General features: G+C 57.1%; 21 protein-coding genes. 9 read left to right on the top strand and 12 right to left on the bottom strand.

Annotated features, from left to right (window positions below; genetic code table 11):
• The first annotated feature begins 174 nt into the window (after window positions 1–174).
• The 5 genes from CHR62_RS07965 to CHR62_RS07945 all read left to right on the top strand — a co-directional run bounded on the left by CHR62_RS07965 (window position 175) and on the right by CHR62_RS07945 (window position 6,292).
• A complete protein-coding gene (locus tag CHR62_RS07965) occupies window positions 175–1,929 on the top strand; it encodes a PAS domain-containing sensor histidine kinase (protein WP_093970211.1) in 1,755 nt (584 codons plus the stop codon).
• Entirely contained in the window at window positions 1,926–2,549 is a 624-nt protein-coding gene (locus tag CHR62_RS07960; RefSeq protein ID WP_123660563.1) for a response regulator transcription factor, read from the top strand. The genes CHR62_RS07965 and CHR62_RS07960 overlap by 4 nt, the downstream gene beginning before the upstream one ends.
• Window positions 2,546–3,406 carry a bifunctional methylenetetrahydrofolate dehydrogenase/methenyltetrahydrofolate cyclohydrolase FolD gene (gene folD, locus CHR62_RS07955; protein ID WP_093970213.1) on the top strand — a complete coding sequence of 287 codons (861 nt, stop codon included), beginning with the start codon at window positions 2,546–2,548 and terminating at the stop codon, window positions 3,404–3,406. The genes CHR62_RS07960 and folD overlap by 4 nt, the downstream gene beginning before the upstream one ends.
• A 73-nt stretch (window positions 3,407–3,479) precedes the next feature.
• Window positions 3,480–5,567, top strand: a complete 2,088-nt coding sequence (locus CHR62_RS07950; protein ID WP_123660562.1) for a M3 family metallopeptidase — start codon at window positions 3,480–3,482, stop codon at window positions 5,565–5,567.
• A 53-nt stretch (window positions 5,568–5,620) separates the two neighbouring features.
• Window positions 5,621–6,292 carry an SCO family protein gene (locus CHR62_RS07945; RefSeq protein WP_123660561.1) on the top strand — a complete coding sequence of 224 codons (672 nt, stop codon included), beginning with the start codon at window positions 5,621–5,623 and terminating at the stop codon, window positions 6,290–6,292.
• Window positions 6,293–6,350: 58 nt separating this feature from the next.
• Here CHR62_RS07945 and CHR62_RS07940 read toward each other — a convergent pair whose 3' ends face one another.
• The 11 genes from CHR62_RS07940 to xth all read right to left on the bottom strand — a co-directional run bounded on the left by CHR62_RS07940 (window position 6,351) and on the right by xth (window position 19,478).
• Window positions 6,351–7,742 carry a dihydrolipoyl dehydrogenase gene (locus tag CHR62_RS07940; protein WP_123660560.1) on the bottom strand — a complete coding sequence of 464 codons (1,392 nt, stop codon included), beginning with the start codon at window positions 7,740–7,742 and terminating at the stop codon, window positions 6,351–6,353.
• Window positions 7,739–8,311 (bottom strand): nitroreductase, encoded by a 573-nt coding sequence (locus CHR62_RS07935; RefSeq protein ID WP_123660559.1) that lies wholly within the window; start codon window positions 8,309–8,311, stop codon window positions 7,739–7,741. The genes CHR62_RS07940 and CHR62_RS07935 overlap by 4 nt, the downstream gene beginning before the upstream one ends.
• 17 nt (window positions 8,312–8,328) lie before the next feature.
• Window positions 8,329–9,063, bottom strand: a complete 735-nt coding sequence (locus CHR62_RS07930; RefSeq protein WP_123660558.1) for a pyridoxine 5'-phosphate synthase — start codon at window positions 9,061–9,063, stop codon at window positions 8,329–8,331.
• Entirely contained in the window at window positions 9,060–10,529 is a 1,470-nt protein-coding gene (locus tag CHR62_RS07925; RefSeq protein WP_123660557.1) for an efflux transporter outer membrane subunit, read from the bottom strand. The genes CHR62_RS07930 and CHR62_RS07925 overlap by 4 nt, the downstream gene beginning before the upstream one ends.
• Window positions 10,526–13,693, bottom strand: coding sequence for an efflux RND transporter permease subunit (locus CHR62_RS07920; protein WP_123660556.1), 3,168 nt, complete (start codon window positions 13,691–13,693; stop codon window positions 10,526–10,528). The genes CHR62_RS07925 and CHR62_RS07920 overlap by 4 nt, the downstream gene beginning before the upstream one ends.
• Before the next feature lie 60 nt (window positions 13,694–13,753).
• Complete coding sequence (locus CHR62_RS07915) at window positions 13,754–14,989, bottom strand: efflux RND transporter periplasmic adaptor subunit (protein ID WP_123660555.1); 1,236 nt, start codon at window positions 14,987–14,989, stop codon at window positions 13,754–13,756.
• Window positions 14,990–15,171: 182 nt separating this feature from the next.
• Complete coding sequence (locus CHR62_RS07910) at window positions 15,172–15,966, bottom strand: ABC transporter ATP-binding protein (RefSeq protein ID WP_123660554.1); 795 nt, start codon at window positions 15,964–15,966, stop codon at window positions 15,172–15,174.
• A 4-nt stretch (window positions 15,967–15,970) separates the two neighbouring features.
• Entirely contained in the window at window positions 15,971–16,861 is an 891-nt protein-coding gene (locus CHR62_RS07905) for an ABC transporter permease (RefSeq protein WP_123660553.1), read from the bottom strand.
• Between the two features lie 39 nt (window positions 16,862–16,900).
• Complete coding sequence (locus tag CHR62_RS07900; protein WP_370318047.1) at window positions 16,901–17,866, bottom strand: ABC transporter substrate-binding protein; 966 nt, start codon at window positions 17,864–17,866, stop codon at window positions 16,901–16,903.
• Window positions 17,867–17,919: 53 nt separating this feature from the next.
• Window positions 17,920–18,690, bottom strand: coding sequence for a spermidine synthase (locus CHR62_RS07895; RefSeq protein WP_123660552.1), 771 nt, complete (start codon window positions 18,688–18,690; stop codon window positions 17,920–17,922).
• Window positions 18,687–19,478, bottom strand: a complete 792-nt coding sequence (gene xth / locus CHR62_RS07890) for an exodeoxyribonuclease III (protein WP_123660551.1) — start codon at window positions 19,476–19,478, stop codon at window positions 18,687–18,689. The genes CHR62_RS07895 and xth overlap by 4 nt, the downstream gene beginning before the upstream one ends.
• A gap of 94 nt (window positions 19,479–19,572) precedes the next feature.
• On the opposite strand from xth, the gene CHR62_RS07885 reads away from it, so the two are divergent.
• From CHR62_RS07885 to CHR62_RS07870, 4 genes are read left to right on the top strand one after another with little or no spacing between them, the layout of a single operon-like run.
• Window positions 19,573–19,896 (top strand): hypothetical protein, encoded by a 324-nt coding sequence (locus tag CHR62_RS07885; RefSeq protein WP_123660550.1) that lies wholly within the window; start codon window positions 19,573–19,575, stop codon window positions 19,894–19,896.
• Between the two features lie 38 nt (window positions 19,897–19,934).
• Complete coding sequence (gmk, locus tag CHR62_RS07880) at window positions 19,935–20,570, top strand: guanylate kinase (protein WP_123660549.1); 636 nt, start codon at window positions 19,935–19,937, stop codon at window positions 20,568–20,570.
• A gap of 37 nt (window positions 20,571–20,607) precedes the next feature.
• Window positions 20,608–20,811 (top strand): DNA-directed RNA polymerase subunit omega, encoded by a 204-nt coding sequence (gene rpoZ, locus CHR62_RS07875; RefSeq protein ID WP_123660548.1) that lies wholly within the window; start codon window positions 20,608–20,610, stop codon window positions 20,809–20,811.
• 13 nt (window positions 20,812–20,824) lie between these two features.
• Complete coding sequence (locus tag CHR62_RS07870) at window positions 20,825–23,101, top strand: bifunctional (p)ppGpp synthetase/guanosine-3',5'-bis(diphosphate) 3'-pyrophosphohydrolase (protein WP_123660547.1); 2,277 nt, start codon at window positions 20,825–20,827, stop codon at window positions 23,099–23,101.
• Window positions 23,102–23,114: 13 nt separating this feature from the next.
• Here the strand turns inward: CHR62_RS07870 and CHR62_RS07865 are convergent, their stop codons facing one another.
• Window positions 23,115–23,951 carry a peptidoglycan DD-metalloendopeptidase family protein gene (locus CHR62_RS07865; RefSeq protein ID WP_199722910.1) on the bottom strand — a complete coding sequence of 279 codons (837 nt, stop codon included), beginning with the start codon at window positions 23,949–23,951 and terminating at the stop codon, window positions 23,115–23,117.
• Between the last annotated feature and the right edge of the window lie 32 nt (window positions 23,952–23,983).

Genomic DNA, 23,983 nt, shown 5'->3' with positions numbered 1-23,983 from the left:
CACGTAATTTACACGCGCGAAAACCCGCGACCTTGGCGTAAGACTGCAGCCATTCTAGGAAAGTGTTCAGCTTTGATCAAGCGAAATTTCACTTTATGGCATGAGTTTTTATAATGTGAAAAACAAAGGATTATGCATAGGGCTAAAATAGCCGCGTCGAGTACATCTACCACTATGGCCACACCTCCCCGAAAGTCCCTCATTCCAACGACGTTTTACGAGCAGGCGCAAAAGCGACGCGGCCTTTATTGGCTGACGCCTTTCATTGTCCTGATCTTGTACCTATGCGTTATGGGGGCGTTTTTCTGGATGCAGCGCATCCAGAACGACAGCGTCATGTTTGTCACTATTGACCAGGAGGTCCGCCAGCAGCGCCTGCTTATGTTGGTGGTGGCGTTATCATTGGTTATCGTGGTCAGTCTGCTGGCCTTGTGGCGCTATACCCGCTTTCGTACCCGGGCCGAAGCCGCACTGCTGGCCGAAACCGGCTTTCGTCGCGCCATGGAAAACTCCATGTCCACCGGGATGCGCGTTTTCGACATGCAAGGACGAATTGCATACGTCAACCCTGCGTTCTGTCGCATGATCGGCTGGAACGAAGCCGACCTGATCGGGCGCACCACGCCCTTTCCGTACTGGATCCCAGGGCGTCACGCCGAACATCAAGAAACACTTGACCTGCTGTTGTCCGGACGCACCCCAAGCAGTGGCCTTGAAATTGAAGCCCAACGGCGCGATGGCTCGCGCTTTACTGCACGCATGTATGTATCGCCTTTGCGCGACCACAACGGTGACCAGATCGGCTGGATGACGTCCATGACCGATATCACCGAGCCCAAACGCATTCGCGAGGCCCTGACGGCCGCACACGAACGCTTCATGACCGTGCTCGAGGGCCTCGACGACGCCATTTCGGTCGTAGCCGACACCCCAGACGGTCTTGAGCTTCTGTTTGCCAATCGTACCTACCGACGCTTTTTCGGTGCGCAATCGGCCGGGCACAGCGAACTGCTGGGCGGGCGCCTGGGGCGCTTCACCGACGAAACCATCGACACTTACTCCAATTCAGCGCAGCGCTGGTTCGAAGTGCAGCACCGCATGCTGGCCTGGACGGATGGCCGACGCGTAAGGCTGCAGGTGGCCCGAGACATCACCGAACGGCGCACACACGAAGAAGAATCCCGCATACAGCAAGAAAAAATTCAGCTCACGAGCCGCCTCACCACCATGGGTGAAATGGCATCGTCGCTGGCGCACGAGCTGAACCAGCCGCTAACCGCCATTGCCAACTACAACATGGCGGCGGTGGCCATGATCAAAGCGGGCAAGGCCTCTCCAGAAACCCTGCTTGATGCCCTAGAAAAAGGCGCAAGACAGGCTGAACGAGCAGGCAAAATCATCAGCCGCATCCGCGAATTCGTCAAACGCAGCGAACCGCGCCGCCAGCGTGTGCCCGTCAACCGTATCCTTGACAACGCCATTTCATTTGCCGAAATCGACGCCCGCAAGCGACAGGTAGTGATCGAAAAACACCTGCCCGATGACCTGCCCGACGTTCTGGCCGACCCCATTCTTATCGAACAGGTATTATTGAACCTTTTGAAAAATGGCGTCGAGGCCATGGAGCACAGCGAATATCGCACGCTGCATGTCGTGGTATCCAATCAATCGACCATTGTCGAAGTCGCGGTCATCGACCGCGGGCACGGCCTGAAAGACCCCGAGCGCCTTTTCGAACCGTTTTACAGTACCAAGTCAGAAGGTTTGGGCATGGGCTTGAACATCTGTCGTACCATCATCGAGTCGCACCACGGTCGCCTATGGGCGGTTGCCAACCCCGATGGCGGTACGATTTTCAGGTTCACCCTGCCTCGTGCCGCTCAAAACGAGCCCAACCCGCCAGAGAATCACCAGGAGTTGCAAGCATGACCACAATTGTTTCCGATACCGTTTTCATCGTCGACGACGACGAGGCCGTCCGTGACTCGTTGCGCTGGTTGCTCGAAGCCAACGGTTACCAAGTCCAGGCCTTCGAAAGCGCCGAAATCTTCCTAGACTCCTACGACCCTGATCAGGTCGGTGTGCTGATTGCCGATGTACGTATGCCCGGCATGAGCGGTCTCGAGTTGCAAGAGGCGCTGATTGCACGCAACTCGCCCCTGCCGATCGTATTCATTACAGGCCACGGCGACGTCCCCATGGCGGTGTCCACCATTAAAAAGGGCGCCGTTGACTTCCTCGAGAAGCCCTTCAACGAATCCGACCTAAGAACGATTGTTGCGCGCATGCTCGAACAAGCCACCGAGCGCGCATCTAAAGCACAAGCACAAAAGAATCATCAGGCAGTGCTTAGCCGACTGACCACGCGGGAACAACAAGTACTCGAGCGGATCGTCGCAGGCCGCCTGAACAAGCAAATTGCCGGCGACCTGAACATCAGTATTAAAACCGTCGAAGCACACCGCGCGAACATCATGGAAAAACTCCAGGTCACCACGGTTGCCGACTTAATGAAAATTGCACTGGCCGGTGCCGAAGGAAACGTATGACGGCTCGTATTATCGATGGCAAATTGCTGTCAAACGCCATCAAAGAAGAGGTCGCCCAGCGCGTCGCTACCCTGAAGACCAATGGCCTTACCCCGGGTCTGGCGGTTGTGCTTGTAGGGGAAGACCCGGCATCCAGTGTGTATGTTCGCAATAAAGCTGCAGCTTGCGAAAAGGCAGGGCTACATTCCGAAGTCATCCGTCTGCAGGCCGACATCACCGAAACCGCCCTGCTCGACGTCGTGCGCGGCTTGAACGCCAACCCGCGCATTCACGGTATTTTGGTTCAATTGCCCCTGCCCGCACACCTCGACGCTGCCAAAGTCATCGAAACCATTGCGGCCGATAAAGACGTCGATGGCTTTCACATCAGCAACGCCGGCTTGCTCATGACAGGTCAGCCGCTATTTCGTCCCTGCACGCCTTACGGCATCATGAAGATGCTCGAATCTGAAGGCGTCGCCTTGCGCGGCGCCGAAGCCGTTGTCGTCGGCGCCAGTAACATCGTCGGCAAACCCATGGCCATGCTCTTGCTTGCTGCAGGCGCCACGGTCACCATCTGCAACTCAAAAACGCGCGATCTGCCCGCCCAAACGCGCCGGGCCGATGTCCTGGTTGTGGCAACTGGTCGCCCCGAAATGATTACCGGCGACATGGTCAAGCCAGGCGCGGTGGTCATTGATGTCGGCATCAACCGACTGCCCGACGGCCGCCTGACAGGCGACGTCGAGTTTGCATCGGCCAGCCAGGTCGCAAGCGCCATCACTCCTGTCCCAGGCGGCGTCGGCCCCATGACCATCGCCATGCTGCTCGTCAATACGCTCGAAGCCGCGGAACGTTCTGCCGGCTTGCGTGTCTAAACTGCATGTCATCTGCGTTGGTCCGCCGCTGGCAGGCTGACGCAGCCGCTGCAATCCTCTCTTCGTTGTGCTCATGAATCAAAATCCTTTGCTCGTTCCCATCGACACCCTGATCGACTACGCCGTGGTTCAACCCGCGCACATCGAGCCGGCCGTCAAGACGCTTATCGAAGAAACGCGCAATGCCATTGAACAAGCGGCATCGCCGCAAACCCCCGCCACCTGGGAATCCTTGATCGATCCGGTTGAAACCGTATCGGGTCGCCTGTGGCGCGCTTGGTCGGTTGCAGGCCACCTGAACGCCGTTGTCAACACGCCGGAACTGCGACAAGCCTACAATCAGTGCCTGCCGTTAGTCACCGAATTCTCGACCTGGATTGGCCTGCACAAAGGCCTGTACACCCAGTACCAGCGCCTGCACAACAGCCCGGAATTTGCACAATTACCCCCCGTGCGGCAACGCATTATCGAACTGGCGCTGCGCGACTTCCGGCTAAGTGGCGTTGAACTCGAGGGCGAGGCACGCGAGCAATATGCCCAAATCTGCGACGACGAAGCCCAGGCCTCGCAAAAATTTTCTGAAAACGTACTCGACGCCATTGACCAATGGTTTTTTCTTGTCGAAGACGCCGCACGCCTTGAAGGCATCCCTGCCGATGTCTGCGATGCCGCCAAGGCCGATGCCGAAAAGAACGGCCAAACAGGCTGGCGCCTGACACTGAAAATGCCGTGCTACCTGCCAGTCATGCAGTACGCCAAAGACCGCAGCCTTCGCGAAACGCTTTACCGTGCCTACGGCACAATTGCCTCCGAGCAAGGCGATACCCGTTTCGACAACACCCCGCTCATCGAACAGTTGCTTGACTTGCGTGCCCGCGAAGCTCGGCTCCTGGGTTTTGCCAATTTCGCCCAAATGCGTCTCGAAACGCGGATGGCCGACAACGCAGACCAGGTGCTCAACTTTTTGCGCGAACTGGCAGCGAAAGCAAAACCTCATGCACAACGCGATCTGGCTCAGTTGCAGGCCTTCGGACGCGAAACCCTGGGTATCGATAGACTCGAACCCTGGGACAACGCTTATGTCTCCGAACGCTTACGCGAAGCGCGCTATGCCTACTCCGAAGACGAAATCAAACAATACTTTACCGAGCCCAACGTCGTAGCCGGCTTGTTTGGTGTTGCCAAAACCTTGTTCGGCGTAGAGGTGCGCGATACCGGCCTGACGGCCTGGCACCCCGATGCGCGCGTGCTTGAGGTACTGCGTGATGGCGAACCCTGCGGGCACTTGATGCTCGACCTGTACGCACGCCAGGGCAAGCAAAGCGGCGCCTGGGTCGACAGCGAACGAACCCGCCGCCGTGCCAACGGGCAATTGCAAACGCCTGTGGTCTACCTCACTTGCAATTTCACGCCGCCAGCCAATGGCAAACCGGCGCTGCTTACGCACGACGACGTCATCACCCTGTTCCACGAAGCCGGCCACGCCCTGCATGCCCTGCTCTCCATGGTCGATGACCCCGGCGCGTCCGCCTTCGCCAGCGTCGAATGGGATGCAATCGAACTGCCCTCGCAATTCATGGAAAACTTTTGCTGGGAATGGAAAGTCGTCACACAGATGTCATCGCATGTCAGCACCGGCGAACCTTTGCCCCGCGTCTTGTTCGACAAACTCCTGGCCGCACGCAACTATCAAAGCGGGATGCAAACTGTCCGTCAGATTGAGTTTTCGCTGTTCGACATGCGCATCCACAATCAAGCCAACGGCCTGCCTATTGCCGACGTCATGCAAGCCCTCAACGAAGTACGTAACGAAGTCGCCGTGCTTTTCCCGCCAGAATGGCACCGCTTCCCGCATAATTTTTCGCACTTGTTTGCCGGCGGCTATGGGGCTGGCTACTACAGCTACAAGTGGGCCGAGGTCTTGTCGGCCGATGCCTATGCCGCATTCGAAGAAACTGCCCTGACCACCGAATCCGGCGAACCCGATACGCTCAACGCCGAAACCGGCCGCCGTTTCCGCGACGAGATACTGGCGGTTGGCGGTGCGCGTCCGGCGGCTGAATCGTTCCGTGCGTTCCGTGGCCGCGATGCGCAAGTCGACGCACTGCTACGGCATAGCGGCATGTCCGAATCCGCTGCCGATAACGCACAACCGGCGTAACGACGTCGCCCCTGCGGCCGTTTCACCTCGTTTACTTGTATCAGGGTCACACCATGCAATTTTCGCTAAAAGGCAATGTACAACGTTTTGTCTCTACCGCTATCTTTACCGTGATTGCGGCCGCCGGCCTATTGGCCACCAACCAGGCACTGGCCAACGCTTTACCTGGCGACCCGGCGCTAGCCGACACCCCCCGCGAAACCCAAGTACATAAAATCCGGGGCTTTTTGCCCGACTTGCGTTTTAGCTTGGTCGGCCCGGGCGAAGCGCCTGTTACGGCAGCCACCTACAAAGGCAAAGTGGTCATGATGTTCTTTGGCTATGCAAGCTGCCCTGACATCTGCCCCACGACCATGGCGCAGCTTTCACAGGTCATGCATGGGCTTGGCGACCAAGCCGACAACGTACGAATTCTATTCATCAGTGTCGACCCGCACCGTGATACCTCTGAAAAGCTCCAGGCCTATGTACAGGCATTTGATACGCACGCTATTGGGCTAACGGGCAGCGAAAAGCAAATAGCCGAAGTTGCACGCCGCTACCGGGTGGCCTACCAAATCGAAAAGCCACGCGCCGACAACCCCGACGCCTACGAAGTGGCCCACAGCCGGGGCATTTATATTTTCGACGCCGATGGCAAGGCCTCGATTCTGGCATCGGATAGCGAATCGGTTGAAGCCCTGACAACCGCAGTACGCAGCTTGCTGCCCGTCACACAGCAATAAGATCTCGAAACACCGTGCATCAGCCCACGGTTCGCATAAAAATGGCCCCGCCGTTTAATCAGGCACTGATTTGTCGATTTGCGTCTCGCAATGCCGTGCGCAAGCCTTCCTCAATCACCGGGTGATAAAACGGCATATCAAGCATTTGTGAAATCGTCATGCCTTGCTGGCAAGCCCACGACAACAAATGACCCAGGTGCTCGGCCGCCGGGCCGACCATTTCAGCCCCCAGAAACCTGCCGGTTTGCTGCTCGGCGTACACACGTAACAGGCCACGGTTCTTGAGCATAACCCGCGAACGCCCTTGATCGGCAAAGTCAACCTCGCCAATAACAACGCCTCTGTCAGGCAACTGATTGAACCGCAAACCAGCATGCATGACCTGAGGGTCGGTAAACACCACCGACAGCGGTGCCCGTCGCGTACCCGCCGATACCGCAGGATACGCCGCCGCATTCTGCCCGGCGATACGGCCATCGTCTGCCGCTTCGTGTAGCAGTGGCCATTGCGCGTTGACATCGCCAGCCAGAAATACAGGCACACCATCAAGCTGCAGCGTTTGCCGGTTAAATGCGGGCATGCCTCGATCATCGAGTTCGGCCAGCGTGTTCTCAAGCCCAAGGCCTGCAACGTTGGGGCGACGTCCGACGGCCAATAAAACATAATCGTAGTGTTCGGTGTGTTGCCCACGACGATCGCGATACTGAACACGAACCCCTTGATCGCTGCGCTCAACCGAGCTCACCTCGGCATTCAGGCACAGCGGGAACTCTGCGCTGAACGCCTGAAAGGCACTGCCGCGTACGGCAGGATCGGAAATGCCCGCCAGGCCGTCGCTGCGCCCCAAGACGGTCACGCGCACGCCCAGACGAGCCAACGCCTGCCCCAGTTCAAGGCCAATCACCCCGGGGCCGACAACCAGAACACTATCGGGTAAGGTGTCCCAGGCAAATACGTCGTCGTTGATAATGGCGCGATCGCCCAGGCCAGCGTACATATCGGGCACAACCGCCGAAGAGCCCGTAGCAATAACGACACGCGACGCTTCGACAACCGTGTTGTCGCCTACCTGCAACTGCGTATTTCCGATAAAACGGGCATAGCCACGCAAGCGATCTGATGTCGGGATACCATTAACGCTGTCAAGCACAAACCCGACAAAACGGTCGCGCTCTGATTTGACACGCTCCATGACCTGATGACCGTCGATACGGATCGGACCATCGACATGAACGCCAAACGGCGCGGTATGTCGCGCATGATGCGCTGCTTCAGCGGCAGCAATAAGCAGTTTGGACGGCATACAACCCACGCGGGCGCATGTGGTGCCATAAGGGCCACCCTCGATCAGCAACGCGCTTAGTCCTGCTGCCTTGACCGCACGATATGCGGCCATGCCTGCCGTGCCGGCACCGATAACGGCGACATCGGTACGACGGGTCTGGCTCATTTCCATTCAGTCACGAAATCTTGGTAGTCGGGACGTGCGACCGGATCAGGCGTACCGATCGGTGTGCCAATAGCCAGATACCCCAAGAATAGGTAATCAAGGCCGTCGTAACCCAGAGCTTCGTTGACCTCATCTACATAAGTCCCCAGGCCAGTGCTCCAGAATGCCCCATAGCCCAACATATGCGCTGCATTAAGCATGTTGGTGGCAGCCGCCCCAACGGCTAGCACACGCTCGTGCTCGGGGATTTTGGTATTGCTGTGGTCGATACGGCAAGCCATGCCCACCAATAAAGGCACCTTGGCCAGCCAACTGCGAATAGAGGCTTCTTTTTCGTCAGTTAAAGGCTTGCCTGCGCGACGGGTAGCACCAATGGCCAGGTCGGCAAACTTGCCCACGGCCTGATCACGAATCAGCGTAAAGCGCCAGGGGCGCAACTTGCCATGATCGGGCGCGCGCATGGCGGCTTGCAAAATAAGATCGAGATGCGCATCGGTAGGCCCCGGCGCTTGTACAAACTTGTTCGATTGACGTGACAACAGAAAATCAACAGCACTAACAGATGACATGCATAATCCTTAAAGTTTTAGCCCGTTTGCGCGGCCCGAATCATGAGCGCCTTCATGTCGCGAATCGCCTTTTCCCAGCCATCGAAAACAGCGCGAGCCACAATGGCATGCCCGATATTCAATTCGGACACGCCGGGTAAAGCAGCCACGTGATGCACATTACCATAGTGCAAACCATGGCCCGCATTAACCCGTAGACCATGCGATACCCCAGCAACAATGGCCGCCCGTATGCGTTCGAGTTCACTGCCTTGCTCGGTCGACCCCTCGGCCGCTTCGGCAAACGCACCCGTATGTATTTCAATAATAGGCGCACCCGCCTCGCGGGCCGCGGCGATCTGTTCAGCGTCAGGGTCGATAAACAACGACACCCTGATGCCTGCATCGGCCAACTGCTTGACCGCCGCTTGCACCTGACTGAAATGGCCTCGGACATCGAGTCCGCCTTCTGTGGTCAATTCGGCACGCTTCTCGGGTACCAGACAAACGTCTTGTGGCAACACCCGGCAAGCGATGTCCAGCATTTCCGTCGTAATGGCACACTCCAGATTCATACGCGTCAACAAACGCGGACGAATAGCAAACACATCGGCATCTTGAATATGCCGGCGGTCTTCGCGCAAATGCAAGGTAATGAGGTCTGCCCCGGCCTGCTCTGCGCGCACAGCCGCTTCGATAGGGTCGGGGTAGGCCGTGTGACGCTGCTGGCGCAGCGTGGCGACATGGTCGATATTGACGCCGAGCTCGATCATGATGCGTCTTTACTTGCTTCGGGGGCTGCTGCCGATGGCGCCGCCGAGTTTTCGAGCCAGCCGCCGCCTAACGCTTTGTAAAGCTCGACACGGTTCATCAGCGAGTTCAGCCCGGTATCCAGAAAACTGCGCTGCGCGTTATACAAAGTGATTTCGGCAGCCTGCACCTGCAGGAAGCTGTCAATACCATTGTCGTAGCGCAACTGCGCAATTTTCAAGGACTCAGCCGCCGATGTTTCGAGGTCGCGCAATGCGTTCAATTGTTCGGCATAGGTCGCTTCCCCCGCCAAAGCATCGGCCACTTCACGAAACGCCGTTTGAATCGACTTTTCGTATTGCGAGACGGCAATATTTTTGCGCGCTTCGGCCAGGTCGAGGTTACCCCTGACACCGCCCGAGAAAAGCGGCATCGTCAATTGGGGGGTAAATGACCAGAAACGGTTAGCCCCGCTGAACAACCCACCCATGGCACCACTGGCAAAACCCAGCATGCCGGTCAGTGAGATATTGGGAAAGAATGCTGCCCGGGCTGCGCCGATATTGGCGTTGGCGGCCAACAAGCCGTTTTCGGCCGCAATGATGTCGGGACGACGCGTGAGCAAATCGGACGGCAAGCCTACCGGAATTTGCGCCAGCAACTGATCTTGACTAAACGCCGTTGCCTGCGGCAAGTTGGACGGTGTTGTGCCCAACACCAGCAACAAGGCGTTTTGCGCCAGTTGTTCAGCCCGACGAATTTCTTGTAGATCGGCACGTACCGAGTCAAGCTGGCTCTTGGCCTGGTACAAATCAAGCGACCCAGCAACGCCAACGTCGTACCGTTGCTTGATCAGGTCATAAGACGCCTGACGCGCCTTGAGCGTGCGCTCGACCAAAGCCCGCTGCTGCTCGATGGCGCGTAACCTGAAATAGCTTTCGGCCACTTGCGAAACGAGCGTTATATGTACCGTGCGGCGCGCCTGCTCGGAAGCCAGAAACTGCTGATAAGCCGCTTCAGACAAATTACGTACCCGACCGAAGAAATCGAGCTCGAACGAGGTAATGCCTACACCGGCCTGATAGACCCGGGTAACGCTGGGCGCCGACGCCCCGCCTGCACGCAGGTCGTCGGGCATGCTTTGAATAGACGCGTTGCCGCCAACGCCGATGGTAGGCAACCGCTCGCTTTGCTGAATGCCGAACAAAGCGCGTGCCTCTTCGACTCGGTCGATAGCGATACGCAAGTCACGGTTATTTTCAAGGGCTACCTGAATCAACGACTGCAGCTGCGGATCGCGAAAAAATTCACGCCAGCCCAGGTCGGCCGAAGCACTAACCGGCATGGCCGCCGGTGATGTCGGCGCGTTGGGGAACATACCCGGCACCGGCGCGACCGGACGCTCGTACTTGGGGGCCAAAGAGCAGCCCGCGAGCACCAGACTGGCTAGCACCGGCGCCAAAACAAATTTCAATGTAGAACGTGTCATGCTTGCCCCCCATCGTTGCCGGTCTGGGGTTCCTGAGTCGGTTGTGAAGGCTTGCCCAGTAGTTTAGGGCGTGTCTTGAAAATCGTCATGATGACTACAAAAAAGGTCGGCACAAAGACCATCGCCAAAGGCGTGGCGGCCAACATGCCCCCTAGCACCCCAAGACCCACCGCGTTCTGGCTGGCTGCGCCCGCTCCGGTGGCAATGGCCAATGGCACCACACCCAAAATGAAGGCGAACGACGTCATGAGGATGGGACGGAAACGCAGCTTGGCAGCCTCGATTGTTGATTCGACCAGACCCTTGCCATCGGCATAGGCATCTTTGGCAAACTCGACGATAAGAATGGCGTTTTTAGCGGCCAGACCAATTACGGTAATCATGCCGACCTGGAAGTACACGTCGTTGGACATGCCCAGCGCTGAGACCAGACCGACGGCGCCCAGCATGCCCAACGGCACCATGAGCATGACCGACAACGGGATCGCCCAGCTTTCGTACAGCGCGGCCAACAACAGGAAAACCACAAGCATGGCCAGACCCATAAGAATAATGGATTGACTGCCCGCCTGGATTTCCTGGTAAGAAAGGCCCGTCCATTCATAACCGATTCCCGGCGGCAACTCTGCAATCAGGCGTTCGATTTCGGCCATGGCTTCGCCGGTGGAATAACCGGCCGCGGCACCGCCACCAATACGAATGGATTCGTAACTGTTATAGCGAACGACTTGAACCGCGCCTTGATCCCAGGTGGTGGACACGAAGGACGACAACGGCACCATCTTGCCTTGATTGTTACGCACGTTCAGCTTGAGAACGTCTTCAACCGACATACGAGCGTGCGCGTCAGCCTGCACCCAGACATTCTGCATACGACCCGCGTTCGGGAACTTGGAGACGTAGGAAGAACCAAGCGACGTCGCAATCATGGTGGAGACTTCGCTGAAACTCACGCCAAGCGCAGCCGCCTTGTCACGATCGATATCGAGGCGCAGTTCGGGGCCCGCACCCAGACCCGTGATACGGGTATTGGCAAGAATGGGGCTTTGCTGTGCCAGCTGCAAGAGTTGCTGCGAAGCCGCCATCAGCGCCTCGTGACCAATACCGCCACGGTCTTGCAGGCGCAAATCGAACCCCGACGCGTTACCCAATGAAGAAATGGCCGGCGGCACAATGGCGAATACCATGGAATCGGGCAGACCGAACAACAAACTTTGCGTGGCCTTGCCGGCAACCGCCTGGGCGGAGTTCTCCGGGCCGGGCCGATCTTCGAAGGATTTCAGGGGCACAAAGGCCAGGGCGGCATTCAGACCATTGCCGTTAAAACTGAAGCCTTGCACCGTCACCACGTTTTCAACGCGCGGGTCATTCATAAAGAACTGCTCGACACGCTCGATGGTTTCCATGGTCCGGTTCGACGTTGCCCCCGAAGGCAGCTCCATGTTGGCAATAAGGTAGCCCTGGTCTTCTTCAGGCAAGAACGACGTGGGCAACTTGGTGTAAAAGAAACCCAATGCCCCAAGCAGCACAACATAAATGAGCATTATCCGGCCGGTGCGCTTGAGACTGCGACCTACCCACCCCTCGTAGCGATGCGTAACGCGGTCGAAGGAACGGTTAAACCAACCAAAGAAACCTTTTTTCTCGTGGTGCGCGCCCTTGGCGATAGGCTTGAGCAAAGTTCCGCACAAAGCCGGCGTGAAGGTCAGCGCCAAAAAGCCCGAGAACAAAATGGATACCGCCATGGCGATCGAGAATTGGCGGTAAATAATGCCCACCGAACCGCTCATGAACGCCAACGGGAAAAACACCGTGGACAGTACCAGCGTCATGCCCACCACGGCGCCGCTGATTTGCGGCATGGCAAGCTTGGTGGCCTCTTTGGGCGGCAGGCCGGTTTCCACCATGATGCGCTCGACGTTCTCGACCACCACAATGGCATCGTCAACCAAAATACCAATGGCTAGCACCATGGCAAACATGGTCAGCACGTTGATAGAGAACCCCGCGGCCAACATGACCGCAAACGCACCCAGCACACATACGGGCACCACCAGCGCCGGAATCAACGTATAGCGCACGTTCTGCAAGAACACGAACATCACGATGAACACCAGCACCATCGCCTCGAACAAGGTGTGAACCACCTGTTCGATAGAGATTTGTACGTAAGGTGTTGTGTCGTAAGGAATGGAGTATGTAACACCGGCCGGGAAGAATTTGGCCAGCTCTTTCATTTGTTGCTTGACGCCTTCGGCTGTCGACAAGGCATTGGCATTTGTCGCCAGCGACACCGCAAAGGCCGCCGTGGTTTTGCCATTAAGACGAGCGCCGAACTGATAGTTGTCGGAACCTACTTCGACCCGCGCAACGTCTTTGACTTTGACACTTGACCCGTCTGGATTCGCCCGGAGCACAATATTCTCAAAGTCGGAAACCGAGGACAACTCACCGTTGACCACAATAGGCGCCGACACCCGCTGATCATCGGGGTTTGGCGGGGCGCCTAGAATGCCAGCAGAAATCAGCGTGTTTTGCTGGGCAACTGCTGCATTGACCTCGGACATGCTGAGATTGAAACCCACCATTTTGGCCGGGTCGACCCAGATGCGCATGGCCTTGGGCGCGGCAAACAAACGGAAGTCGCCCACACCCGGCACGCGCGAAATCGGGTTCTGGACATTACGCGAGATGTAATCGGCAAGCGTGACCTGGTCCATTGAGCCGTCGTCGGACGACAAAGCGACCACCAACAAGAAGTTGGAATTGGCCTTGCTGACCCGAAGCCCTTGCTGCATCACCGCCGCAGGCAATTGAGCCGTTACGTTCGAAATGCGGTTTTGCACATCAACTTGTGCAAGTTCAGGGTCAGTTCCGGGTGCAAAGGTCGCCGTGATTTGTGCATTGCCGTATGAGTCGCTGACCGACTCGTAGTACAACAGGCCGGTTGCCCCGTTGAGCTCGTTCTCGATGACACTGGCCACCGAGTTTGCGACGTCTTCTGCCGATGCGCCAGGGTAACTGGCTTGAATGGACACGGCAGGCGGCGCAACTTCGGGGTATTGCGATACCGGCATATTCGGAATCGCCAGGAGGCCGGCCAGCGTAATGGCCAAAGCAACAACCCAGGCAAAAACCGGTCTTTCGATAAAAAACTGTGGCATGTGCGCTTACTCTAGATTCGATTTGAAAGGGGCACACCCGGTGTGCCCCGACCGTCTGGATTAGTCTTTGGCTGGCGCAGCGTCGGCCTGGCCGTCGCCGGCTGGCTTAGGCGCCTGCCCTTGCGGGTTTGCGCCCGAACTTTGTGCATCAGCATTCCAGGGTTGCGGCGCAACCGGTGCGCCTGGACGGATCTTCTGGAAACCTGCAACGACCACGACATCGCCAGCCGAGACCCCTTTTGTGATCAAGTAGCTGCCGCCAACCGACGGCCCGACCGTCACCGGCACAGTCTTGGCTACACCCTCTTGTACGATGACCAGAGAGCTGTCTCCGTTGGTGTCGCGCTGTACTGCTTGCTGAGGTACAAGCAAGGCCTTTTCGTCAACACCCTGATCAAGCCGCACACGCACATACATGCCCGGCAACAGAATTTGGTCGGGATTAGGCACTTCGGCACGCAAGCTGACCTGACCGGTAGACGGATCGACAGAGACACCCGAGAACAACAACTTACCAGCTTGATCGTATTCGGTGCCGTCTTCGAGCAGTACCCTGACTTGCGTGCTGCCGTCTGAGGACTGCGTCAAAACGCCGCTGGCAATGGCCTTGCGCAGCTGAGCAAGCTGTGTCGTAGACCGCGTGATATCGACATAAACGTTATCAAATGACTGGACATCGGCCAGCATGGTAGCCTCGGCTGCACTGACCAGGGCACCTTCAGTGACATAGGCTTTGCCAATACGACCGGCGATAGGCGACGTCACTTTTGTGTACCCCAGATCGATGTCGGCAGACTGCAGGGCAGCCTTGGACGCAGCAACGGCGGCATCGGCTTGTGCGGCAGCGGCCATGGCGTTGTCATATTCTTGCTGGCTGACAGCACGATCTTTGACCAGACGCGCATACCGATTAGCCAATAGCCTTGCACTACGGGCATCGGCCTGGGAACGCTGCAGCTGAGCCGCCGCTTGGTCGCGCACGGCCTTGTAAGGTGCAGGGTCTATAGTGAAAAGGTGCTGGCCCTCTTTAACGTTGGACCCTTGCTGAAAATTGATAGCAGTAACTATACCGGTAACCCGAGCCCTGACCTGGGCGTCTTGCAGCGCAGAGACGCGGCCGGGCAAATCGACGGTGACAGTGGCCGCCTTGGGCTCGACCGTAATGACACTGACCGGAACCTTCATGCCGCCAGGGCCCTGTGCTGGGGGATCGCCGCAAGCGACCAGGGTAAGAACTGAAAAAAGTACAGCTAGGCGTGCTTTACTCTGCAGAGCGGGCAGCAGAAGATTTGGCATGTAACGGCTCCGGCTAAAACCCGGCTGTGCGGGCGCACGCCGGGCCTGTAAGGTTTGGTAAAAAAGCAGTATATCACGAAACCCACCAGTACAGTAATGGCGAATTCATTACAAAACTTTACTGCACACAAGCAAGTTTGACCAGACCGAAACAAGGCGCAAACGTGCGAAGTACCGCTGAATTACCCTAGCAAAAGGGCGTCGTCAGACACCGTTTCACCACGCACACGCTCGAACATGGCCAGTAGCTTGGGCACGTCCATACCCTCGCGCTCTGTTCCGGAAACATCGAGCACAATGTTACCCTGATGCAGCATGATTGTGCGATCTCCGACATCAAGCGCTTGTCGCATACTGTGCGTGACCATCAGCGTAGTCAATTTATGCTCGTGCACAATTTTGCGGGTCAGGTCGATGACAAAGTTTGCCGTACGCGGATCAAGCGCGGCCGTATGTTCGTCGAGCAACAAGATTCGCGAAGGCTGCAACGTCGCCATCAACAGACTGACTGCCTGGCGCTGCCCACCCGACAGCAACCCAATACGATCGGTCAGCCGATTTTCAAGCCCCAGACCCAGCGTTGCAAGGGCGGCCCGAAACTGTTCGCGTTGTGCCTTGCGCACAGCTCGCGTCAAACCGCGCCGCTGCCCCCGACAAAACGCCAGCGACATATTCTCTTCGATCGTCAGGTCTTCGCAAGTGCCCGCCATCGGATCTTGAAATACCCGCGCCACGCGTGAAGCGCGCGCCCAGACCGGTGCGCGGGTGACCTCAGTGCCGTCGATGACGATACTGCCCGAATCAACGGATAAATCACCCGAAACGGCGTTGAGCAAGGTTGATTTGCCCGCCCCGTTGGAACCGATAACCGTAATGAACTGCCCTGTCGGAATGTCGAGCGACAAACCGCGCAGTGCACGAGTTTCGATGGGCGTTCCGGCATTAAACGTAATGTGAAGGTCTTGTGCTTTCAGCATGACATTACCCCTTGATGCCCGAACGCAGGCGCTTTTTAAGTAGCGGGATGACCAGAGCCACGGTCACCAGCACAGCCGTAATCAAATTAAGGTCTTGCGCCTGCAAACCGATAAAGTCGGCGTTAAGGGCAAGCGCCACAAAGAACCGGTAAAGCACAGCGCCCAAAATGGCGGCCAGGGTCATGAACAGAATACGGCGCGACGACAAAACGCTTTCGCCGACAATGACAGCAGCCAGACCAATGACAATGGTACCGATACCCATGGAGATATCAGCCCCGCCCTGCGACTGTGCGAACAATGCACCGCCCAGCGCACAAAGCGCGTTGGCGATGGCCAGCCCCAGTATGACCATTGAGCCGGTAGCCACGCCCTGAGCCCGCGCCATGCGCGGGTTGGAGCCCGTAGCCCGCATGGCCAGACCCGACTGGGTGTCCAAGTAGGCATCGAGCAGCAGCTTGACCACCAGCACGATCAGCACCATCAGCAACGGCCGGAAGACAAAGTCATCGAGGCTTTGAGGTTGCAATTCGGTGAAGACCGTAGGGTCGGTGATGAGCGGGATATTGGGTGCGCCCATGACACGCAAATTTATCGAATACAACGCGATCATGACCAGGATACTGGCCAGCAAATCCATAATTTTGAGCCGAATATTTAGCCACCCCGTCAGGGCGCCGGCCAGGGCACCAGCGGCCATAGCCGCCAGAGTTGCTATAAACGGATCGACATCAGCGCCAATCAGTACCGCAGCTACAGCGCCGCCCAACGGAAAGCTGCCGTCGACGGTCAGATCGGGAAAACGCAGTATGCGAAAAGAAATCAAGACGCTCAAGGCGACCAGGCCAAAAATAAGGCCGATCTCCAGAGCCCCCCACATCGAATAAATGGACATGCCAGCTCCGGGCCGGGGCTACCCCGGCCAGATGTGAATTTATTGAATGACGTTTGCCGCCGATTTGATCAGGTCAGGCGACAACGTCACCCCCTGCTTTTTGGCGGCGTCCAGGTTCAGGTGCAGCTCGAGCTTTTCGCCCATTTGAGAAGGCATCTCGCCGGGCTTGGCCCCTTTCAGGATCTCGACCGCCATAGCCCCAGCCTGCAACCCCAGGTCGTAATAATTGATACCCAGCGCTGCTATTGCTCCCCGCTTGACGCTGTCGGGGTCGGAAGCCACCAGCGGAATCTGAGCGTCGTTACCGACTTTGACCAGCGCCTCGTAGGCCGAAACCACGTTGTTGTCGGTGCTGGTATAAATAACATCGACACGACCGATAAGACTGCGCGCGGCGGCCCCCACATCGACCGTACGTGGCGCGCTGACCTCGGCCAGAGTCATGCCGTAATCGGGCAGCAGTTCACGCATCTGACGCACAACTACCGCAGAATTGGCCTCGCCGGGGTTGTACACCATACCCACTGTTTTGGCGTTGGGCACCACCTGTTTGATCAACTCGATTTGACGCGTCAGTTCAAGCTGATCGGAGACCCCGGTAACGTTGGTGCCCGAGGGCTCGAACGACGGCACTAACTGAGCTTCGACGGGGTCAGTCACTGCCGCATAGACCACTGGAATGTTTTTGGTGGCCGCCACGACAGCTTGCGCCGACGGCGTGGCAATAGCAACAATGACGTCCGGCTTGTCACCGACAAACTTACGGGCAATTTGTGCCGCAATAGCGGTATTGCCCTGCGCCGTCTGGAACTGCCACTCCAGGCCTTTGTCTTCGGTAAACCCAGCCTTTTCTAGTGCTGCTTTGACGCCATCTTTCAGCGAGTCAAGCGCGGGATGCTCGACAATGGAAGTGACGGCGACCGACTGGGCCCCCGACAAGGCAGGCAACGCGAGGGCCAGGGCCATTACGGCGCCCATTACAGGTTTAATCATTGCTGACCGCATAGAGGTTCTCCTGAAAATAATGAACGCTATTTTACTGAAACCTTAAAAACAGATTAAAAGCTCGCACGGCCTGTAGACCGAGTCTGCGACAACAAAGAACGTGCCCACTGCACAGCCGGCAAACCGTAATCGCGCTCGACGACATGGGCGCGGTCAAGTAGCTCGGCCACCGAGACATCAAGCAACGGTCCTTTCAAGGCCAGTATCACCCGATTGCCAGCGTCAATCTCCGGCAGCTCGATCACCCGTCCGTCAAAGACCTCGCGAATCCGTTGGATGTTCTTTGGAAAGCTGGCATGGTCGCCGAACAGGTTCACTGTCACAACGCCAACGTCATCCAGCGCGTGATAACAATCCTGATAAAACGCAAGGGAGTCGCGCACAGGGCCTTGCGCCTCAGCATCGTACAAGTCCACCATAAGCGCGCGAAATCGCCCTACGTTTTCGGGGCGCGCCACCCAAAGAGCGGCGTCGTCATGATCAATCACCGACCGCTTTGATTCAGGCAAGCGAAAATAAGCGCGGCAGATCGCTGTAACAGCAGGATTCCATTCGGCAGTGATCAGTTGCGAAGCCGTTGTCTTGTGCGCAAAGCGTAACAACGACCCGGCACCCAGGCCCATAAAACCCAATGTATCGGTTCGGGTCGGCTCTAAAAACAGCAACCAGCTCATCATTTGCTGCGTGTAGGCCAGCACCAGCTCGGCGGGCCGCTTGACTCGCATGGCCCCCTGTACCCACTCTGAGCCAAAGTGCAAATACCGTACGCCATCAAACTCCGACAGCGTCGGCTCGTCGGCAGGCCCCGGCGCCAGCTTGGTCATGACAGCCCCTTGAAATCGAGCGTAGCCACCACCGGCGTGTGATCGGACGGTTGCTCATTGCGCCGCGGCGTCTTATCGATGATGCACGCGGCGCAGTGCGGCACCAGAGGCGCCGACAGCAAGACGTGATCGATACGCAAGCCGGCATTGCGTCTGAAGGCAAACTGACGGTAGTCCCACCAACTAAATGACTTCTCTTCTTGCTCGAACAAGCGGAAGGCGTCGGTAAGCCCCAGCGCCAGCAAGCGCTGGAAAGCTGCGCGCTCAGGTTCGGACACAAGAACATCGCCCGCCCATTTGGCCGGATCATGCACATCAGCATCGGCGGGCGCTACGTTATAGTCGCCCAAAATGGCGAGCCTAGGGTAGCGCTGCATTTCGTCGCGCAACCAATCGTGCAACGCAGCAAACCACTCAAGCTTGTAGGCGTATTTATCACTATCTACGGCCTGCCCGTTAGGGCAGTAGGCACTGATGACACGGATATCGCCTACAACAGACGGCAGGGTCACTGCTATCACGCGCTGCTGCGGGTCTTCGAAGTTAGGCAAGTTAACTTGCACGTCGGTGCCGACCTCGCGCGACAGCACCGCTACCCCATTGTAGGTTTTTTGCCCTGCCCAACTGGCTTTGTAGCCCAGCTCGGCCAGCGCCTCAACCGGGAATTTTTCTTGCGGCAATTTCAGCTCTTGCAAGCAAAGCGCATCGACAGGGTTGGCCTCAAGCCAGGCTATTACTTGCGGCAGCCTGACCTTAAGCGAATTGACGTTCCAGGTAGCTAATTTCATTGTGGTCAAATCACGACTAGAGAAAAGCGCACTAGCGTAGCATTTTCAGGGGCCAGACGCGCAATGCCCCCCGCGCGTAAGTTACAATCCAGCAATGAAAGTATCCAGCCAGATCGTGTCCGCCCTGCCCCAGGGCCTTATCCTCGATGTCATCATCGAAGACCTGACTTTTACCGCCTACGTGGTTGTCAGCGCACCCGACATCCACCTGGTGGCCGAATTCGTCTCTCCCGAGGCCTATCAGCAGGCCAATGACTGGCACGTCACGGCCATCGAGACCGCCGACGATGCCGAAAACCAGGTGCGCGACATCGCGTTCAACATGAACCTGAATGATGCGGCCGTTTTTTTGTGCGCCGACACCGCCGCCTACGAAGCGACCCTCGAAGCGCTCGGTCAGGCGCCGCTGGCTGGCTAATGCTATGCTCACGCCCTTCACGCTAACGTAAATCTGTCATGACGATTTCTTCCGGCTCAATATTCATGGTGGTTGCACCCAGCGGCGCAGGCAAGTCCAGCCTGGTCAACGCCCTGCTCGATCAAGACTCCAGCATTATGCTGTCTATTTCGTGCACCACACGAGCCCCCCGCCCCGGCGAGGTCGACGAACAACACTACCGGTTTGTCACCCAGGACGAATTCCTCGTCATGCGCGACAACAACGCGCTGCTCGAATGGGCCGAAGTCCATGGCAATTTTTACGGCACCCCACGTGACCGCATCGAAGAAGCCACACGCGCCGGGCGTGATGTACTCCTCGAAATCGACTGGCAAGGCGCGCGCCAAATCAAAAAGCACTTTCCCGACGCCATAGGCATTTTTATTTTGCCGCCGTCCATCGAAGCTCTCGAAAGCCGCCTTAAAAAGCGCGGGCAAGACGCCCCCCATGTCATCACCAAGCGTTTACTGGCCGCAGGCAGCGAAATGTCGCATGCTTCAGAATGCCAATATGTTATTATTAATCAAGAATTTAGCGTCGCTTTAACACAGCTCTCGCAAATCATTTCGGCAGCCCGTTTGCGCTACCCGGCACAAGCGGCACGCCATGCTCAATTATTTTCCCAACTGGGCATCAGCCCAACGGCAAATTAAGTCGTCGTAACCCATTGTTTACCAAGGACATCACACCATGGCCCGTATCACCGTAGAAGATTGCCTCGCCAAAATCCCTAACCGCTTCAACCTGACATTGGCAGCAACTTACCGTGCGCGCGAGCTGGCCCAAGGTCACGAATCGCGCATCGAAAGCAAAGACAAACCCACCGTAACGGCACTGCGCGAAATCGCCTCCGGCGTTACCGGCATCGAAATGCTGCGTAAAGTACCTACCTAATTACTGAGCGTTTATGGCGTTCTCCAGTCTTCGCGATGCTTCAACAGGGCTACTTGCTGTCTTCAGAAAAGGGCCCCGGCTGCGACGACGCGCCCAAAAAACAAAAGGGCGGCAGGGTGCCGCACCTGAACTCGCTTCCGCCTCGCCTACCATCGCATCGCTGGCGCCATTAACCCAAATTCTGGCGCAGTACCTCGACGAAAAAGACATCGAACGGGTCAAAGAGGCTTACCGGTTTGCCGACCAGGCCCATTTGGGGCAGTTCCGCTCCAGCGGCGAACCCTATATTTCTCATCCCATAGCAGTCACAGAAATCTGCGCCGGCTGGAAGCTCGACGCTGATTCCCTAATGGCAGCCTTGCTGCACGACGTCATGGAAGACCAGGACGTCCCCAAACACGAACTGGCCGAGAAATTCAGCCCTGATGTCGCCGAGATCGTCGACGGCTTGTCGAAACTTGACCGGCTCGAATTTGCGACCAAAGCAGAGCAACAGGCCGAAAGCTTCCGCAAAATGCTGCTGGCCATGTCGCGTGATGTGCGCGTCATTCTTATCAAGCTGGCCGATCGTCTGCACAATATGCGAACGCTCGACGCAGTCAGCGCCGAAAAGCGTCGCCGTGTGGCACGCGAGACGATGGAAATTTACACACCCATCGCGCATCGGTTGGGGCTTAATGCGCTGTACCGCGAACTGCAAGACCTATGTTTTCAGGCCACCTACCCTAACCGCTACGACGTCATTAAAAAAGCGGTCATGGCGGCTCGCGGCAACCGCCGCGAAGTGCTAGGCAAAATTACAGACGCAGTCAGAGTGGCCCTGCCTGCAGCCGGCATCGAAGCCGAAGTCAGCGGCCGCGAAAAATCACTATTTGGCATCTACAAAAAGATGCTCGAACAGAAAAAGTCATTCTCCGACGTACTCGATATCTACGGATTCCGGGTGGTCGTGCATACCCTGCCCGAATGCTATCTAGCCCTGGGCACGCTCCATCAGCTTTATCGTCCGGTACCCGGTAAATTCAAAGATTACATCGCCATCCCAAAGCTCAATGGCTATCAGTCTTTGCACACCACGTTAGTGGGCCCATATGGTACGCCAGTCGAATTCCAATTTCGCACCCGCGACATGGATCGCGTTGCCGAAGAAGGCGTCGCGGCGCACTGGCTGTATAAAAACGACGACAGCAACCTTAATACGCTGCAGAAGCGCACGCACCAGTGGCTGCAATCGTTACTCGACATTCAAAGCCAAACGGGCGACTCGGGCGAATTCCTCGAACACGTCAAGGTCGACCTGTTTCCAGACGCGGTTTATGTATTTACCCCGCAGGGCAAAATTGTCTCGCTACCACGGGGTGCAACGCCTGTCGACTTCGCTTACTCCATCCACACCGATATCGGTAACCAAGCGATTGCCTCAAAAATCAACGGCGAATTTTCGCCATTGCGTACCGAGCTTAAAAGCGGCGATGCGGTCGAAATCATCACTTCCCCGGCCTCTCGCCCCAGCGCACAGTGGCTGAATTACGTGCGCACTGGGCGCGCGCGTTCTGAAATCCGCCACTACCTGCGCACTGTCAAATATGAAGAATCCGTCGCCTTCGGGCGCCGACTCCTCATGCAGGCTTTCGACCAGATCGGCCTCGACTACCCGGCCGACGAAGACGCCAACTGGGATAAACTCGCCAAAAGCTCGGGCGCTTCGTCTCGCGAAGAAATTTTGGCAGACATTGGTCTGGGTAAGCGCCTTGCCGCAGTGGTTGCACGCCGTTTTGCCCCCGAGAACCCCATTTTAGCCACCACTGCAGCCGCCGTCGACGAGCTCACCTCAGCGCATGCAGCGTCTATTCTGATTCATGGCAACGAAGGCCAGGCCGTGCAACTAGCCAGTTGTTGTGGCCCCTTGCCAGGCGATGCCATTGTAGGGGGCATTCGGCTAGGCCATGGCCTGGTTATTCATATGGCCGACTGCCCAGTCGCGCAGCGCCAGCGCACCAAAGAGCCCGAGCGCTGGGTATCAGTGGCCTGGGCTTCAGATACCGCACGCCACCTGAACACGCGCCTTGATGTTACCGTGATAAACGAACGAGGCGTGCTGGGTCGTCTGGCAGCAGAAATTACCGACGCAGGCTCGAACATCACTCACCTGACCATGCAAGACGAGGCCACTGCCACCGGCTTGCTGCATCTTACCGTGCAGGTCGACAGCCGCAAGCATCTGGCTCAGGTCATACGGGCCATACGGCATGTGCCGCAAGTACAAAAAATTGTACGGGTGAAAGGCTAGCCTTCAGCGGGCTTTATTTCTTGGCCATGAACAATGCCGGATCAACGCGCTGATTGTTCAGACTGACATTCCAGTGCAGATGTGGGCCCGTGGCTCGGCCGGTAGCCCCCACTTTGCCAATTACTTGCCCACGCTTGACCTGCTGCCCCACCGTCACATTTTGCGCCGATAAATGGCAGTACATGGTCACCAGACCCTGGCCGTGATCAATGAACACGGTTTTACCATTGAAGAAATAATCATCGACAATGGTCACGACGCCGTCGGCAGGCGCCTTGACTGGCGTACCCGTGGGCACGGCGAAATCGAGCCCTGAATGCGGGTTACGCTCTTCGCCGTTAAAAAACCGCCTCAACCCGAAGGGGCTGGACAAACGACCCTGCACAGGTGGATCGAGCAAGATATTGCTGGGGGTGTCCGGCCTGAACTGCGCATAAGCAGCCATCTGAGCGTTGTACTCACGCTCGAAACGGGCCAGCTGCTCGGGGTCGGGAGACACATGCTTTTTATTTTTTAACGTAATGTGCTGCGACTTATATTCGCGAGCGCCGACATTAAAAGCAATGGCTTTGCGCCCCTGGGGCAAGTCCGCCTCAACGGTTTGTTTCCCCGGCTTGACGTCAAGCCCTATACCGACCAAAGCAATATAGCGGGCATCACTGTCTTTAATGACCATTACCGGATGGCTTTTGTACGTTACGGCCGGCGGCTGCGGCAACAGCCCCAAATCGAGTACGGCAACCCCGCCCGGAAACGGGTGGTTAAGTGTGCGTGCGATATAACCTTGTGCCTGCGAAACACCCGACAACACCATCAACAAAAAAACAGCCACGAACCTTTGGAACAACATCTTTACCCCAACAATACATTTATTAAGCCGGC

The sequence above is a fragment of the Pusillimonas sp. NJUB218 genome, assembly GCF_003788685.1.
Taxonomy (GTDB): Bacteria; Pseudomonadota; Gammaproteobacteria; order Burkholderiales; family Burkholderiaceae_B; genus Neopusillimonas.
This window is presented reverse-complemented; position numbering and strand designations above follow the sequence as displayed.

Coding starts and splice junctions, on each gene's coding strand:
- CHR62_RS07965 (WP_093970211.1), top strand. CDS start 175: ATGGCCACACCTCCCCGAAAGTCCCTCATTCCAACGACGTTTTACGAG.
- CHR62_RS07960 (WP_123660563.1), top strand. CDS start 1,926: ATGACCACAATTGTTTCCGATACCGTTTTCATCGTCGACGACGACGAG.
- folD (WP_093970213.1), top strand. CDS start 2,546: ATGACGGCTCGTATTATCGATGGCAAATTGCTGTCAAACGCCATCAAA.
- CHR62_RS07950 (WP_123660562.1), top strand. CDS start 3,480: ATGAATCAAAATCCTTTGCTCGTTCCCATCGACACCCTGATCGACTAC.
- CHR62_RS07945 (WP_123660561.1), top strand. CDS start 5,621: ATGCAATTTTCGCTAAAAGGCAATGTACAACGTTTTGTCTCTACCGCT.
- CHR62_RS07940 (WP_123660560.1), bottom strand. CDS start 7,742: ATGAGCCAGACCCGTCGTACCGATGTCGCCGTTATCGGTGCCGGCACG.
- CHR62_RS07935 (WP_123660559.1), bottom strand. CDS start 8,311: ATGTCATCTGTTAGTGCTGTTGATTTTCTGTTGTCACGTCAATCGAAC.
- CHR62_RS07930 (WP_123660558.1), bottom strand. CDS start 9,063: ATGATCGAGCTCGGCGTCAATATCGACCATGTCGCCACGCTGCGCCAG.
- CHR62_RS07925 (WP_123660557.1), bottom strand. CDS start 10,529: ATGACACGTTCTACATTGAAATTTGTTTTGGCGCCGGTGCTAGCCAGT.
- CHR62_RS07920 (WP_123660556.1), bottom strand. CDS start 13,693: ATGCCACAGTTTTTTATCGAAAGACCGGTTTTTGCCTGGGTTGTTGCT.
- CHR62_RS07915 (WP_123660555.1), bottom strand. CDS start 14,989: ATGCCAAATCTTCTGCTGCCCGCTCTGCAGAGTAAAGCACGCCTAGCT.
- CHR62_RS07910 (WP_123660554.1), bottom strand. CDS start 15,966: ATGCTGAAAGCACAAGACCTTCACATTACGTTTAATGCCGGAACGCCC.
- CHR62_RS07905 (WP_123660553.1), bottom strand. CDS start 16,861: ATGTCCATTTATTCGATGTGGGGGGCTCTGGAGATCGGCCTTATTTTT.
- CHR62_RS07900 (WP_370318047.1), bottom strand. CDS start 17,866: ATGCGGTCAGCAATGATTAAACCTGTAATGGGCGCCGTAATGGCCCTG.
- CHR62_RS07895 (WP_123660552.1), bottom strand. CDS start 18,690: ATGACCAAGCTGGCGCCGGGGCCTGCCGACGAGCCGACGCTGTCGGAG.
- xth (WP_123660551.1), bottom strand. CDS start 19,478: ATGAAATTAGCTACCTGGAACGTCAATTCGCTTAAGGTCAGGCTGCCG.
- CHR62_RS07885 (WP_123660550.1), top strand. CDS start 19,573: ATGAAAGTATCCAGCCAGATCGTGTCCGCCCTGCCCCAGGGCCTTATC.
- gmk (WP_123660549.1), top strand. CDS start 19,935: ATGACGATTTCTTCCGGCTCAATATTCATGGTGGTTGCACCCAGCGGC.
- rpoZ (WP_123660548.1), top strand. CDS start 20,608: ATGGCCCGTATCACCGTAGAAGATTGCCTCGCCAAAATCCCTAACCGC.
- CHR62_RS07870 (WP_123660547.1), top strand. CDS start 20,825: ATGGCGTTCTCCAGTCTTCGCGATGCTTCAACAGGGCTACTTGCTGTC.
- CHR62_RS07865 (WP_199722910.1), bottom strand. CDS start 23,951: ATGTTGTTCCAAAGGTTCGTGGCTGTTTTTTTGTTGATGGTGTTGTCG.